This window comes from Brachybacterium massiliense (genome assembly GCF_900184245.1).
GTDB lineage: Bacteria > Actinomycetota > Actinomycetes > Actinomycetales > Dermabacteraceae > Brachybacterium > Brachybacterium massiliense.
Genome location: NZ_FXXB01000008.1, coordinates 294,127 through 308,815, shown reverse-complemented (window position 1 = coordinate 308,815; position 14,689 = coordinate 294,127). Strand labels below are relative to the sequence as shown.

Here is a 14,689-nt window from a genome sequence, read left to right as displayed (position 1 = left end):
CCTCCCGGCAGGTGGTCGCGGCGACGGACCACCTGCCGGGACGCGTACCCTGGGAGGGTGAAGGATTTCGAGGCGCTGTACGCCGAGCTCAGCGAGAAGGCCCGCACCCGACCCGAGGGGTCGGGCACCGTCCGCGAACTCGATGCCGGGGTGCATCAGATCGGCAAGAAGATCGTCGAGGAGGCCGCCGAGGTGTGGATGGCCTGCGAGTACGAGACGAATGACGAGGCGGCGATGGAGATCAGCCAGCTGCTCTACCACCTGCAGGTCATGATGATCGCCAAGGGCATCTCGCTCGAGGACGTCTACCGCCAGCTCTGACCCCGGCGGTCCCGCGCCGCCCCACCGGCTCACTCGCTGTCCACCCCTGTCCACCTATCTCGTGGCCGTGCCGTCGGCCGAGGAGGATCCGTGCTCCGCATCGCCGTGCCCAACAAGGGCGCCCTGTCCGATCCCGCCGCCGACCTGCTCCAGGAGGCCGGGTACCGCCGCCGCGGCACCGCCAAGGAGCTCGTCGTGGTCGACGAGGACAACGGGGTGGAGCTGTTCCATCTGCGCCCGCGCGACATCGCGGTGTACGTCGGTTCCGGCACCGTGGACGTGGGCATCACCGGCCAGGACATGCTGCTGGACTCCCGCACCCCGGCCGATGAGATCCTCCCGCTCGGTTTCGCCCGCTCCACCTTCCGCTTCGCCGCCCCTGCCGGCACCCGCTCGGAGGTCTCCGAGCTGCAGGGCTCCCGCATCGCCACCAGCTACGAGAACCTGGTCGAGGACTACCTCGGACAGCGCGGCATCTCCGCCGAGGTGGTGCACCTGGACGGCGCGGTGGAGTCCTCGATCCGGCTCGGCGTCGCCGACGTGATCGCGGACGTCGTCGAGACCGGCACGACCCTGCGCCAGGCGGGCCTCGAGCCCTTCGGCGAGGCGATCATGACCAGCCAGGCCGTGCTGTTCTCCCGTCCCGGGCTCGAGCTCGACGACGAGGACGCCCACAGCCTCGAGGTGCTCGCGCGCCGCATCCGTGGCGTGCTGGTGGCCCGCGAGTACGTGATGCTCGACTACGACATCCCCACCGCGCTGCTCGAGCGCGCCGTGGAGATCACCCCCGGTCTGCAGTCGCCGACGGTCTCCCCGCTGCACGGCGGGGAGTGGTCGGCGGTGCGCGCGATGGTTGACACCCGCAGCGCCCACCGCATGATGGACGAGCTCTACGACGCCGGAGCCCGCGCGATCCTGGTGACCGCGATCCAGGCCTGCCGCATCTGAGGATGGCGATGAGCACCCCCGCGGCGCAGCACCGGCCCGGGGAGGAGCCCGCCACGATCGTGCTGCGCCCCCGCGCGGTCCGGGCCGCGGCGTACTTCAGCGGCGCGGTGGTGATGGCCGGCATGATCGCCGGCGCCGTGATGATCACCAGCTTCCAGCTGGGCGGTCGGATCGCGCTGCTCGGCGTCGGGGTGCTCGTGGTGGTCTTCTGCCACCTGCAGGCCTCGGTCTCCGTGATGGCCCGCCCGCACGAGCTCGTGGTGCGCAACCTGATGCGCAGCCGCACCCTGGAGTGGGCCGAGGTGATCGGGATCAGCTTCCCGATGGGTGACCCGTGGGCGCACCTGGATCTGGCCGACGGCTCCACCCTGCCGCTCCAGGCCCTGCAGCGCTATGACGGGGACCGCGCGATCGCCGCGGCCCATCTGCTGCGGGATCTCGTGCGCGAGCGCGGCGAGGCGGCCGACGGGCCCTGAGCGGGACCGCTGCGCCCGGAACTGCTTGCGGCCAGGACTGCTGTACCCAGAACTGCTGTGGCTGGGACTGCTGTGGCCGGGTCCGCTGCGGCGGGGCCGAGCTCAGGACTGCTGCGTGAGCGTCGCGGCGCAGCGCCCCGCGAGCGCCGCGTACTGGAACGCTGCGGGATCCTCGGCGAGAGTGCGTCCCATCGTGGTCATCCGCACCGGCATCTCCTCGAGCGCGTCCCGCAGGCCCTTCGCGTCCACCTCGATGAGATGGTGCAGCACGCCGCGCTTCTTCGCCGGCTTGAGGATCGTCGACTTGACCTGTTTCCTCACTGACTCATGAAAAGCGTTGTAACGACTGTCGTTGCGGGGGAGGACGGGCAGATGCACCGGTGACAGCAGCGCCCGCCCGTAGGTGGTCGAGGAGTGGTGCGAGAGCCCGCGATGGCGCGAGCGCTCGTCGGCCCCCGAGACCCGCAGGGTCGCGACGGGACGGCCGCCCAGCACGGAGGCGGCATGGATCGCCTCCGCCGCCTGCACCCCGGAGAAGCCCCAGCCGGTGCCGGTGCCGAGATTGCCCGGCCCCTGGATCACGATCGCGACGTCGGCGCCCACCACGTGCTTGGCGCCGAGCAGTGCGGAGTGCACGGTCACCGCCTCGAGGTCCCCGCCGAAGGACTGCCCGGAGCTGATCACGGCGGCGAGCAGGTCCGCCTCCCGCAGGCGTGCGGCGCTGCGCGAGTAGGCGGCCGGGAGCGAGGCGGCGTCGGTGTGCACATAGGCGATCCGCGCTCCGCGGCGCTGCCGGCGGATGCCCGCGATGATCGCCGGCAGCGCGGAATGCAGATCGGCGACCACCACCGGCATCCCGTCGATCCCCTTGGCCTCGCGGATCGTCTCGTAGTGCTCCCCGGCCGGGTCATCGATCGCATCGACCATGGTCTGCATCGGCGTGTAGCGCGCCTTGACCATGTGCCCGGCGATCTCCTGCGCCTCAGGCAGCGCATCCAGGCGTGCGACCACCATCGCGTCCCCGCCGGTGCCCAGCTCACGGCGCAGAGCGTTGGTGTTCAGCAGCACCCGCTCCCCGGGCTCCGGGCGGCCGGTCAGCTCCCGGTAGGAGAGCGCGGAGACCGTGCCCGCGCCGTCCTCGAGCTCGATCTCCAGCCGATCCACCCCGCGCCAGGAGCTCAGCGCCTCCCGCACGGTTCCCCGTTCCCATCGCAGCATGGGTCCAGCCTAGGGCCGCGGGCGCGGAAGGGCCCATTCGGGCAGCCCTGCCCGTTACTCTGGCCATGTGGCTTCGAAGAATGTGGAGAGACTCCTCAACGTCATCATGACGATCGGCTCCCGGCGCCGGATCGACCGCGCCAAGCTCTTCTCCGTCATCCCCGACTATGCGAGCGCCGTGTCCGAGCAGGCCGCGGAGCGCATGTTCGAGCGCGACAAGGCGGCGATCCTCGAGCTCGGGCTGCCGCTGTCGACCGAGCGGGACGTGATCGACGAGAACACCGTCTACTACCGGATCGACACGGCGACCAGCGGCGCGGTGCTGGACCTCTCGACGGAGGAGTACACGGTGCTGCTCGCGGCGAGCCGCGCCTGGGATGCCGCGGCCGCCGGGGGAGCGGCCCGACGGGTGCGTTCGAAGCTGCTGAGTCTCGGCCACGACGCGGATCCGGACCTGCTGCGCCGCACCCCGCGCGGCGCGATCGAGTCGCTGCCGGTGCTCTCCCCGCTGCTGGACGCCGTGGTGGCGGGCCGCTCGGTGCGCTTCACCTATCGCGGCACCCACGGCGCACCCGCCGAGCGCCGGGTCGAGCCCTGGGTGGTGGGCGTCCATGACGGGCACTGGTACGTCTACGGCTGGGACCGCGACCGCTCCGCGCCCCGCCTCTTCCGCGCCTCCCGCATCGAGTCCTTCCCCGCCGAAGGGTCCGCCGCCCAGCAGGCACGCCCCGAGGACACCGAGCTCTCCGACGTGCTCGGGCGCATGCTCGACAGCGACGACCGGGCCGCGGCGACACTGCGAGCGGCCCCCTTCAAGGCGCTGTCCCTGCGCGATCGCGCCGGCGCCTCGCTCGAGGCCGAGCAGCTCACCCTGCCGAGCCTGCCGCGACCTGCCGCGCGCCGCCTGCTGCTCGCGGATGTGCGCTGGGTCGAGCTGCTCGAGCCGGCCGCCTGGCGCGAGGAGCTCGAGCAGGTCCTCGAGACCATCGCCGGCCTGCATGAGGGGGAGGCGGACCTCACGGAGCTCGAGCGCGCCGCGGACCGTCCCGTGCCCCGTATCCGGCTGACCCCGCAGAGCGGCGATCACCTCTCCCGGATGATCTCCGCCGCCTCCTACGTGATGAGCCGCGGCGAGGCCGATCTGGCCGAGCTCGCCGAGGCCCTGGACATCAGCGAGAAGCAGCTGGTCACCGATCTCGAGGTGCTCTTCGTCTGCGGCGACATGGGCGCGGGCTGGGAGGACCTGATCGAGGCGGAGTGGGAGCACGGCACGGTGCGGGTGCGCAACGCCGAACCGCTGCGCCGCGCCCTCACCCTCAGCGCCGTGGAGATCACCGCCCTGCTGGCGGGACTGGCCGCGCTCGAGCCCGTCGCGGGCGAGACCGAGAAGATCGTCGCCTCGTCGCGCGAGAAGCTCCTGGCCGGTATGCACGGGACGGCCGAGGGCCAGGCGCCGGTGCCCACCCGCGCCGAGATCGCCGAGGCGATCTCCACCGACGAGATGGCTGCCCGCACGGCGGATCGTGCCGAGGCGGTGCTCGCCGCCGTCCACTCCGCCCTCCACGCACCCCTCCATACCGGGGATGGCACCGACGCCTCCCGACTGACCATCCGGTACTCCTCCGCCGACCGGCCCGGCACGAGCGTGCGCCGGATCCGCCCGCTGCGGATCGAGACCGACGGGGCGCGCTCCTACCTGGTGGCGGACTGCGAGCTGGCCGGTGCCCAGCGCGTGTTCCGCCTGGACCGCATCGTCGAGCTGCCGGCGGAGGGCACGGAGATGAGCCGCGCCGACGGCGACGCAGGAGCCGTCCTCGCCGGGAGGGTCGACGGCGAGGTCTGGCTGCGGCTGGGCCCGGCCGGACACTGGATCGCCGAGTCCTTCGGGGCGGCCTCGCTGCGTGACGGCGAGGACGACACCACCTACGCGCGCCTGGACTCTCCGCTGCTGGCACCACTGGTGGACGCGGTGCTCGAATCCGCGGGCGCCGCCCAGGTGCTCGCCCCGCATGCTCTCAGAGACACGATCGTGACCGTGGCGCGCGACGCGGTGGCACGTCACACCCGCTGAGAGCCGCTACCCTGGGACGACCCGCCGTGCGGTGGGCCGAGTCACCATCGTGGTGACCCGTCCGGCGCCCAGTCCGCTGTGGGATGATAGGTGCGCCCGCGCTGTCTCGTGGCGCTGTTGAAAGGGACTTCCATGAACTTCTTCCGCAACCCCTGGGCGATCGTGCTGCTGATCGTGCTCGTGATCCTCCTGTTCGGGGCCAACAAGCTCCCGGGCCTGGCCCGCAACATGGGCAAGTCGATGCGCATCTTCAAGAGCGAGGTCGAGGAGCTCCGCGGCGACGAGAAGGGCTCCGACGAGGACGAGGACGATGACCGTCCCGCACGCTCCTCGCGTCAGCGCGATGACCGCGCCGACGACCGCCGTGCCCGCGACGACCGCGAGTACGACCCCCGCGATGACGCCGACCGCGACCGCGAGCCGGTCCGCGCCCGCGAGGACGACGACTCCTACCGTCGCGACTGAGCATCTCGACGCAGAACGCGTCGTCGACAGCGGGTCCGGGCAGGCGACTGTCCGGACCCGGAGCGCTGGGAGGAAGCAGATCCGTGGCGAGTGATACACAGGGGCGGGACGAGGCTCGGACCCGGCCCGTGAAGAAGCCGAAGAAGGACCCCGAGGGCCGGATGGCGCTCGGGGAGCATCTCGTCGAGCTGCGCAACCGGCTGATGATCTGTGCGATCTCCGTGCTGCTGCTCTCGATTCTCGGCTGGTTCCTGTTCCCGTGGGTCTTCGACGCGGTGAAGGCGCCGATCGAGGCCGCGGGCGAGGACAGCGACCTCCAGGCGCTGATCAACTTCCAGGGTGTGGGTCAGGGGCTGAACGTCAAGCTCCAGATGGCCGCGTACATCGGGCTGATCCTGTCCTCGCCGATGATCATCGCGCAGATCTGGCTGTTCGTGATGCCGGGGCTGCACAAGAACGAGCGCAAGTACGCGATCGGCTTCTTCGGCAGCGCGATCCCGCTGTTCTTCCTCGGCTGCATCGCCGGCTACTGGGCCGTGAACCAGCTGGTCCCGGTGCTGATGAGCTTCACCCCGACGGAGGGGTCCACCTCCCAGATCATCCCCTACGACCAGTACCTCGCACTGCTGATCAAAACGATGCTCGCCTTCGGCATCGCCTTCGTGATCCCGGTGGTGATGGTGCTGCTGAACTTCATGGGACTGGTCAGTGGCAGGGCGATGCTCAAGGCATGGCGCTGGATCGTGTTCCTCAGCTTCGCCTTCACCGCGGTGATGGTGCCCACCCCGGAGCCGGTCACCCTGATCGCGATGTCGGCCGCGATCGCGAGCCTCTTCTTCGGCGCGATCGTCATCGCTCTGATCCATGACAGGCGCCAGGCCCGCAGCGGCGACGACGACCTCGCCGATGACGAGGCCAGCAGCATCGACGACGAGGTGGAGAAGATCGACGGCCCGTCCAGCCTGGACGACGCCGACGAGGACCGGCGGTGAGCAGGCTCCGCGTGGGCCTGCTCTCGAACCCGACCGCGGCCCAGGGCACCGCGCATCGGGTGGGGCGGCAGGTGGGCCACCTGCTGCGCCTGGCGGGCATCTCGGTGGTGGACCTCTCCGGGCCCTCCGCCCATGTCGCCCGCGCCCGGGCCCAGGAGATCCGCGACTCGCTCACCGCGCTCGTGGTGGTGGGCGGAGACGGCACCGTCTCGCTCGGCGCGGAGATCGTGGCCGGCTCCCCGGTGCGGCTCGGCATCGTCCCCGCCGGCAGCGGCAATGACTTCGCCCGCGCCCTGGGGCTGACCGTCAACGACCCCGAGCAGTCCACCCGTGCCCTGTTGCACGCGCTCTCGCGGCCCGTGGTCACGATCGATGCGATCGAGATCCTCGCGACGGGGGAGCATGCGCTGCCGCACCGCTCGCTCGCGCTCGGCAACGTCAACCTCGGTTTCGACGCGCTGGTCAACGCCCGCGCCAACGGCTCCAGCGCCGGGCACACGATCCGGTATACCGCCGCGACGATGCGCGAGCTGCGCTCCTTCGCCCCGTTGCCGTTCTGGCTCGAGATCGACGGCGGTGAGCGGATCGAGGTGGACGCCACGATCCTGACCCTGTGCAGCTCAGGCATCTTCGGCGGCGGGATGAGGATCGCGCCCGAGGCCCGCATCGACGACGGGATGCTCGAGCTGGTCACCGTCTCCGGCATCGGCCGCGCCCAGCTTCTGCGCGTCTTCCCCCGTGTCTACAAGGGCACCCACACCTCGCTCGACGCCGTGGACATCCGTCCCGTGCGCGAGATCAGGGTGGGCCTGCGGCACGGACGCTCGGTGCGCGCCTACGCTGATGGGGAGCCCCGCACCGAGCTGCCCCTGACCGCCCGGGTGCTCCCCGGCGCTGTCCGCCTGCTGGCGGACCTTCCTTCCGGGACCGGCGGCGGGCACCCCGACCGAGGAGCGCAGTGACCTCACCCGCCGATCGCTATGCCCGCTTCCGCACCGAGCAGCGGCAGGAGCAGTCCTCTGCAGAGCTGACCGCCTTCACCGACCGCTACCCCTTCGAGCTCGACGACTTCCAGCTCGAGGGAGGCCGCGCCCTCGAACGCGGCAGCTCCGTGCTGGTCGCCGCCCCCACCGGGGCCGGCAAGACCGTGGTGGGGGAGTTCGCCGTCCACCTCGCGCTCTCGCGCGGCCACAAGGTCTTCTACACCGCCCCGATCAAGGCGCTGTCTAATCAGAAGTTCGGTGAGCTGGTGGACTGGCTGGGCCCCGAGAAGGTGGGCCTGCTGACCGGGGACACCTCGATCCGGCCCGACGCCGAGGTGGTCGTGATGACCACCGAGGTGCTGCGCAACATGCTGTATGCGGACTCCGACCTCCTCCAGGGGCTCGGCTTCGTGGTGATGGACGAGGTCCACTACCTCGCGGATCGACTGCGCGGGCCGGTGTGGGAAGAGGTGATCATCCACCTGGACCGCTCGGTGCAGCTGGTCTCGCTGTCCGCGACCGTCTCCAACGCGGAGGAGTTCGGCGCCTGGCTGCAGGAGGTGCGCGGGAGCACGGAGATCATCGTCTCCGAGACTCGTCCGGTGCCGCTGTGGCAGCACGTGATCGTCGGGGACGAGCTGCTGGACCTGTTCGTCGACGCCGAGGGCGAGGCGGTGGTCTCCCACGGTCCTGGCGCCCGCGGCGACCGGCTCGTGAACCCCGCGATCGAGCGGATCACCTCCTTCTCGCTCCCGGTGGACGAGCGCTCGGGCGGGCCGCGCGGCAAGGGCTACCGCGGCCGACGGGGCACCAGCGGCCGCCACCGCCCCCGCGGCTCCGGCCAGCACAGGCCCCCGCACAAGCGCAAGGGACGCGGGGGAGGGCATGACGAGCCCGGTCTCGCCCGCCACCACGGCGGCCGGGGCGCTGGCGGTGCGCTGCGGCCCGTACGTCGGCCCGAGGTGGTGGAGCTGCTCGACGACGCCGCTCTGCTGCCCGCGATCATGTTCATCTTCTCCCGGGCGGGTTGCGAGGGCGCGGTCCAGCAGTGCGCCCGCGCCCGGCTGCGCCTGACCGATGACGCCGCGCGGCGCGAGATCCGCGCCGTGCTCGACGAGGAGCTGGCCGGCATCGGGGTCGAGGACGAGGAAGTGCTGGGCCTGCCCGCGTTCCGGCGGGCCGTGCTGGACGGCTACTGCGCGCACCACGCCGGGATGCTGCCGCTGCTGAAGTCCGTGGTCGAGCGGCTCTTCGCACGCGGACTGCTGAAGGTGGTCTTCGCGACCGAGACCCTCGCGCTGGGCATCAACATGCCTGCCCGCACCGTGGTGCTCGAGAAGCTGGTGAAGTTCAACGGGGTCGAGCACGCGGATCTCACGCCGGGGGAGTTCACCCAGCTCACCGGCCGTGCAGGGCGCCGCGGCATCGACACCGAGGGGCATGCGGTCGTGGTGGGCGGTCCCCGTTTCGACGCACCGGCCGTGGCCGCCCTCGCCTCCAAGCGCACCTATCCGCTGCGCTCGGCCTTCCGCCCCACCCCGAACATGGCCGTGAACCTGCTGGACCGCTTCGACCTGGCCCGCGCCCGCGAGACCCTCGAGACCAGTTTCGCGCAGTTCCAGGCGGACCGTTCGGTGGTGGGCCTCGCCCGCCGCGCCCGCGAGGTCGAGGACACCGCCGCCTCCTACCGCGACGCGGTCACCTGCGAGCAGGGCGACCTGCTCGAGTACGCGCAGATCCAGCAGCAGATCACCGAGCGGGAGAAGACCCTCGCCCGAGCCCGGGCCTCCGCGGATCGTGACCGCACCCGCAGCGTGCTCGGCGATCTTCGCCGCGGAGAGGTGATCGCCCTGCCCGGCGGCAAGCGCCGCGGCTACGCGGTGGTGCTGGAGGTGGACCGGGCCGTGCTCGGCGGGCCCCAGATCGATCTGCTGGACACCGAGGGCAGGCGACGCAGCCTCCGCCCCGGGGACGTCCCCTCACCGCCTGCCGTGATCGACACGATGCGGCTGCCTCGGCAGGACGCCCTCGGCAGCGGCAAGGTGCGCAAGGACACCGCCGCGGCCCTGCGCGAGCGGCTGTCCGGGCAGGACGACGACGCCCGCCGCGAGGTGCGCCGCCGCGCCGGACGCACCCCCTCCACCGCCGCGACCGATGAGCAGCTGATCGCGCTGCGCGAGCAGCTGAGGGCGCACCCCTGCGCCGACTGCCCGGACCTCGAGTCTCATCTGCGCTGGGTGGGACGCTGGCGCAAGGCCCAGTCGGAGCTCGAGGGCGTCCACCGACGCATCCGCGGACGCACCAGCTCGCTCGCCCGCCAGTTCGAGCACCTCACCGACCTGCTGCTCGAGCTCGGCTACCTCGAGCGCATCGACCCGGCCCCGGGCGAGGACCCCGAGACGGAGGAGCTGCGCCCCACCGCGAGCGGTCTGCGCCTGCGGCGCCTGTTCAGCGATCGCGACCTGCTGATCGCCGAATGCCTCGAGCACGGCGCCTGGAGCGACCTCACCCCGGCCGGTCTCGCCGCGGTGGTCTCCGCCTGCGTCCACGAGACCCGACGGGACGACCGCGCGCCCGAGCTGATCCCCGAGCCCGCCGTGATCACCGCGCTCGAGGCCTCCAGCCGTGTCGCCGCACGGCTCCAGGCGGCCGAGACGCGTCACCGGATCACGCCCACCAGCGCACCGGACCCGGCGATCGCAGCGATCGTGCACCGCTGGGCGCAGGGGATGCATCTCGCGGCCGCGCTCGAGGGCAACGATCTGCCGCCCGGAGACTTCGTGCGCCACTGCCGACAGGTGATCGACCTGCTCGATCAGCTCACCGCCGACGAGCAGCTCGGCGCCGTCGCCCGCGAGGCGATCCGGGCCGTGCGACGGGGACTGGTGGCCCAGGAGATCGATCGATGAGCTTTCTCCCAGGAGGACGCGAGAGGCTGGTGCCGTGTCGATGAATGCTCTCCCTCCGTCCGATGCCCCGGGGCAGGTCGCCCCGCCCACCCTCTACACGGGCATCGTGCTGTACAGCGCCAAGGACCCCGAGGCCTCGGCGATGCTGGTGGCCGACGGGCTGATCGCCTGGACCGGGCCCGAGGACACCGGGCGCCTGCTCCACGGCGATGCCGTCCAGGTCGACGCCACCGGCTGCCTGGCCACGCCCGGGTTCGTGGACGCCGCGGCGACTGCCGACGGCACCGATCCCAACCCCTCGGCCGACGTCGAGGCGGCGTCGCGGGGGATCGTGCTGCGCCTGCCCGGCCCCACCGGCACCCGGGACGGGGTGCGGATCATCGCGCCCGTCACGGAGAGCGCCGCCTACCTCGACCTCCTCGCCGAGGGCACACCGCTCGCCTTCGGCTCCGCCGGAGCGCCCTCCGCGGCCGACCCCTGGGACTGGGTGCGGGCCGCGGCCCGCACCAGCCCCGCACCGCAGCGGATCAGCGACCGCGCCGCCTTCCTCGCCGCCTCGCGCGGCGGTCAGCGCGTGGCCGGGCACCGCCATCCGGGAACGCTCCAGACCGGGATCCCCGCCACGTTCGTGCTCTGGGAGCCCTGGGACCTCACCGTCCGCTCCCGCACCGAGGGCGTCGAGCTGTGGTCCACGGACCCGCGCTCGCGCACACCGCTGCTGCCCGACCTGGACCAGGGCACCCCGCGTGCGCTGCGCACCGTCGTCGAGGGCCGGATCGTCCACGACCGCCTGGCACAGGACGGCGCATGACCGCGACCGCTCGCGCCGCCTCGACCGCGCGCGGCCGCCGTCACCGCGACGAGTTCGACACCACACCCTGGCCGATCGCGCTGCTGTGCGGAGCCTCCGGCGGGTTCTGCGCGCTGCTGGCGTTCCCGCCCTACGACCTGTGGATGCTGCTGCCGGTGTCCATCGCCCTGCTGGGGGCAGGGCTGCTGGTGCGCTCGGGTCGGCTCGCCGCGCTGGTCTCCCTGCTGTGGGGGGTGGCGTTCTTCGTGCCGCTGACCGAGTGGGCGAACACCTATGCCGGCGCGATGCCCTGGCTCGCGCTGGGGATCTTCGAGGCGCTCTACATCGTGCTGTTCGGCCTGCTGGCGCGCACCGTGATGGTGCGCCGCGGGCTGTGCATCAGCACCGCCGTCTTCGTCGCCGCGCTCTGGGTGGGCGTGGAGACCCTGCGCAGCTCCGCCCCCTGGGGAGGCCTGTCCTGGGGCGCGAGCGCCTTTGCCCTGGCGGATGCGCCGCTGCTGAACCTCGCCCCCTGGATCGGGATGGCCGGGCTCTCGCTCGTGGTCGCGCTGCTGGGCCAGCTGCTGCTGTTCGGGGCGCTGTCCCTGCTGGGCCGGCGTCGACGCGGTCTGATCGGGTTCTCCGGGGTCTGGCCCTGCGCGATCGCCGTCGCGGCGGTGCTGGCCACCGTCGTGGTCCCGTACCCGCAGAACCGGGCACCGAGCGATCGCCCCACCATGGCCATCGCCGCGATCCAGGGCTCGATGGACGAGATCGACCCGATCTCCTTCACCATGCCCGAGGACGTCTTCGACAACCACCTGGCCGTCACCCGCAGCACGGTCGACACGGCGACCGAGAAGGGCACCGAGCTGGACCTGATCGTGTGGCCGGAGGACTCCACCGGCTGGGACCCGCGCACGGACCCGCGATTGGCCTCGCAGCTGACCTCCGCGGCCCAGGACGCCGACGCACCCATCCTCATCGGCACCCAGACCCGGGTGGGGGAGAGCGAGCGGCTGAACCAGTCGGTGCTGTTCACCCCCGAGGAGACGACGCCGTACCAGTACTCCAAGCGCCACCCCGTGCCCTTCGGGGAGTTCATCCCGATGAGGGACGTGTTCCGGCTGGTCACCGACAAGGTGGACCTGGTCTCGCTGGACATGATCCCCGGTGAGGAGATCGGGGTGATGGACCTGGCCGGGCTCGAGCAGGGACAGGGCCGGGTGGGGATCCTGATCTGCTTCGAGATCGCCTACGAGAACCTGGTCCAGGACGTGGTGGACGAGGGCGCCGAGGTGATCGTGGTCCAGTCCAACAACGCGCTGTTCGGCGACTCCCACGAGGCGATCCAGCAGCTCGCCCAGGCCAAGGTGATGGCGGTGCTCTCCGGCCGCAGCGTCGTGCACATCTCCACCGTCGGGCATTCGGCGATCTTCAGCCCCGAGGGGCGCCAGATCGACTTCGTCGGCCACTGGGAGGAGGGCGCGCTGGTGGCGGACGTGCCGCTGCGCACCGCGATCACCCCCGCGGTCGCGGCCGGGCCGTGGATCTCCGTGGCGATCTCCGCCCTCGGCCTGGTGGGGCTGGTGCTGGCACTGACCGGACCGCGTCGGGCCCTCTCCGCCCGCCCCGCCCGACGCCCCCGGAAGAGGTGACCATGCAGCCCTCGAACCAGCCGCTCCCGTCCACCCTCATCGTCATCCCCACCTATGACGAGCGCGACGCACTGCCGGGCACCCTGTCCCGCCTGCGCGCCGCGGTGCCCGAGGCCCACGTGCTGGTGGTCGATGACTCCTCGCCGGACGGCACCGGAAAGTGGGCCGAGTCGATCGCCGCGCAGGATCCGGCCGTTCACGTGCTGCACCGGGCCGGGAAGCAGGGCCTGGGCCCGGCCTACCTGGCGGGCTTCGCCTGGGGCCTCGAGCGCGGCTACCGGCTGCTGGGGGAGATGGACGCGGACGCCTCCCACCGGCCCGAGCAGCTGCCCGGCCTGCTCGAGGCGGTGCGACGCGGTGCGGACCTCGCCATCGGTTCCCGCTGGATCCCCGGCGGCGCCGTCCACGACTGGCCCGTGCATCGGCTGCTGCTCTCGCGCGGCGCGAACCTGTACGTGCGGCTGCTGATGGGGCTCGGTGTCTCCGACGCGACCGCCGGCTTCCGGGTGTTCCGTGCCGAGCTGCTCGAGCGCCTGGTCGCCGAGGACATCGCCTCCCAGGGCTACTGCTTCCAGGTGGACATGACCCGCCGCGCCAGGGATCTGGGAGCGGTGATCACGGAGGTACCGATCGACTTCGACGAGCGCACCGAGGGCGCGAGCAAGATGTCGTCCCGGATCGTGCGGGAGGCGCTGGTGAAGGTGACTCTCTGGGGAGTGTCACGTCGCGCCCAGCTGCTTCGCAAGGCCCTGCGTTAGGCTGAACGGGTTCGTCGCCGCAGGAAGGGAGCCGTCCATGGCCGCACAGCAGAGCAGCAGCTCCGGTGCCTCCGCGCGTCCTTCCGCCGGCGCTCCGGCGGATGCTCGCCCCGCCTCCCGGCGCGGTGCGCTGATCCCCGTTGCGATCATCCTGCTGGGCCTCGTCGAGCTGACGATCCTGGTGCTGATCGGGATCAACACCAGCCTGTGGTGGCCGGTGCTGATCATCGCGATCGGCTGGGTGGTGGGCATCGCCCTCCTGGTCGCCGCCGGCCAGCAGTCCTTCGTGCGGCTGCGGTCGCTGGTGCGCGCCGTGCGCGGCAGCGGCGACGTCGAGAAGCATCTCTCGCGCCCGGCGTTCACGCTGCTGTCGGCGCTGTTCTTCTTCTTCCCGGGCGTGCTCACCGATCTGATCGGGCTGGTCCTGCTGCTCACCCCCGTCCAGCGCCGCTCGGTGAAGGCGATGGGCCTCGGCAGCGGATCCGAGGGCGCGCGGCGCGTGCTCTACCGCCGCTCGGGCACCGGTGTGATCGACGGAGAGATCATCCTCGACAGCAGCCCCGCCGATCCTTCGAAGAGCAGCGGCGGCACGCCACCCACGCTGACCCAGGACTGAGCACGCCGGGCTGAGCGACGGCCCTGCATCACACGACGCTCGACGCGACAGCGCCCCCGCACCGCCGAGAAGGCGGGACGGGGGCGCTGTCGCGTGGCGTCTCGCGGGCGCTGCTCAGAGGTTGCGGCGCTGGTGCAGCTTGCCGGCGCGGAGCAGCTCGAGACGCTGATCCAGGAGCACCTGGAGGTCCTCCTCGCTGCGGCGCTCCAGCAGCATGTCCCAGTGGGTGCGCACGGGCTTGCCGGGCTTCTCCTCGGGGCGCTCATGGTCGCGCAGCAGGGCGGAGGCGCCGCAGCGGCACTCCCAGACGGCCGGCACATCGGCCTCGACCGAGAAGGGCAGCACGATGGTGTGGTTGTTGGGGCAGTCGTAGACCGCCTCCTGACGCGGTGCGGCGAGGACGCCCTCGTCGGTCTCCATGGAGAGGGAGCCCAGTCGGGTGCCTCGGAGGCTGCGGCTGTTCATGCGGTTCTCGCTTCCTGCC

Annotated in this window: 14 protein-coding genes; 12 read left to right on the top strand and 2 right to left on the bottom strand. The window is 71.9% G+C overall.

All coding sequences use genetic code 11. The features are described from left to right. Positions 1-57 precede the first annotated feature (57 nt). The 3 genes from BN4251_RS11370 (at position 58) to BN4251_RS11360 (ending at position 1,745) form a co-directional block, all read left to right on the top strand. Positions 58-321 carry a phosphoribosyl-ATP diphosphatase gene (locus BN4251_RS11370; protein ID WP_087485215.1) on the top strand — a complete coding sequence of 88 codons (264 nt, stop codon included), beginning with the start codon at positions 58-60 and terminating at the stop codon, positions 319-321. Between the two features lie 90 nt (positions 322-411). Further along, positions 412-1,269 (top strand): ATP phosphoribosyltransferase, encoded by an 858-nt coding sequence (gene hisG, locus BN4251_RS11365; protein ID WP_087485214.1) that lies wholly within the window; start codon positions 412-414, stop codon positions 1,267-1,269. An 8-nt stretch (positions 1,270-1,277) separates the two neighbouring features. Beyond that, positions 1,278-1,745, top strand: coding sequence for a PH domain-containing protein (locus BN4251_RS11360; RefSeq protein WP_087485213.1), 468 nt, complete (start codon positions 1,278-1,280; stop codon positions 1,743-1,745). Positions 1,746-1,847: 102 nt separating this feature from the next. Here BN4251_RS11360 and BN4251_RS11355 read toward each other — a convergent pair whose 3' ends face one another. Next, on the bottom strand, positions 1,848-2,963 hold the full coding sequence (locus BN4251_RS11355; RefSeq protein WP_087485212.1) for a DUF3866 family protein: 1,116 nt from the start codon (positions 2,961-2,963) through the stop codon (positions 1,848-1,850). A gap of 67 nt (positions 2,964-3,030) precedes the next feature. On the opposite strand from BN4251_RS11355, the gene BN4251_RS11350 reads away from it, so the two are divergent. From BN4251_RS11350 to BN4251_RS11310, 9 genes are all read left to right on the top strand, one after another. After that, positions 3,031-5,034, top strand: a complete 2,004-nt coding sequence (locus BN4251_RS11350; RefSeq protein WP_245810316.1) for a WYL domain-containing transcriptional regulator — start codon at positions 3,031-3,033, stop codon at positions 5,032-5,034. A gap of 132 nt (positions 5,035-5,166) precedes the next feature. Further along, the gene (gene tatA, locus BN4251_RS11345; protein ID WP_087485210.1) at positions 5,167-5,499 is read left to right on the top strand and encodes a Sec-independent protein translocase subunit TatA; all 333 of its coding nucleotides are present in this window, start codon (positions 5,167-5,169) and stop codon (positions 5,497-5,499) included. An 83-nt stretch (positions 5,500-5,582) separates the two neighbouring features. Further along, a complete protein-coding gene (gene tatC, locus BN4251_RS11340; RefSeq protein WP_245810315.1) occupies positions 5,583-6,491 on the top strand; it encodes a twin-arginine translocase subunit TatC in 909 nt (302 codons plus the stop codon). Further along, positions 6,488-7,453: a diacylglycerol/lipid kinase family protein gene (locus tag BN4251_RS11335; protein WP_087485209.1), complete on the top strand. Its 966-nt coding sequence runs from the start codon at positions 6,488-6,490 to the stop codon at positions 7,451-7,453. Before tatC ends, BN4251_RS11335 begins: the two co-directional genes overlap by 4 nt. Then, positions 7,450-10,383, top strand: a complete 2,934-nt coding sequence (locus BN4251_RS11330; RefSeq protein WP_087485208.1) for a DEAD/DEAH box helicase — start codon at positions 7,450-7,452, stop codon at positions 10,381-10,383. The genes BN4251_RS11335 and BN4251_RS11330 overlap by 4 nt, the downstream gene beginning before the upstream one ends. A gap of 40 nt (positions 10,384-10,423) precedes the next feature. Beyond that, positions 10,424-11,194, top strand: a complete 771-nt coding sequence (locus BN4251_RS11325; RefSeq protein WP_087485207.1) for a hypothetical protein — start codon at positions 10,424-10,426, stop codon at positions 11,192-11,194. Continuing rightward, complete coding sequence (gene lnt / locus BN4251_RS11320) at positions 11,191-12,831, top strand: apolipoprotein N-acyltransferase (RefSeq protein ID WP_087485206.1); 1,641 nt, start codon at positions 11,191-11,193, stop codon at positions 12,829-12,831. The genes BN4251_RS11325 and lnt overlap by 4 nt, the downstream gene beginning before the upstream one ends. 2 nt (positions 12,832-12,833) lie before the next feature. Next, on the top strand, positions 12,834-13,589 hold the full coding sequence (locus tag BN4251_RS11315) for a polyprenol monophosphomannose synthase (protein WP_087485205.1): 756 nt from the start codon (positions 12,834-12,836) through the stop codon (positions 13,587-13,589). 37 nt (positions 13,590-13,626) lie between these two features. Continuing rightward, positions 13,627-14,205, top strand: a complete 579-nt coding sequence (locus BN4251_RS11310; RefSeq protein WP_087485204.1) for an FxsA family protein — start codon at positions 13,627-13,629, stop codon at positions 14,203-14,205. A gap of 114 nt (positions 14,206-14,319) precedes the next feature. Here BN4251_RS11310 and BN4251_RS11305 read toward each other — a convergent pair whose 3' ends face one another. Continuing rightward, on the bottom strand, positions 14,320-14,670 hold the full coding sequence (locus tag BN4251_RS11305) for an RNA polymerase-binding protein RbpA (protein WP_087485203.1): 351 nt from the start codon (positions 14,668-14,670) through the stop codon (positions 14,320-14,322). Positions 14,671-14,689: the final 19 nt, after the last annotated feature.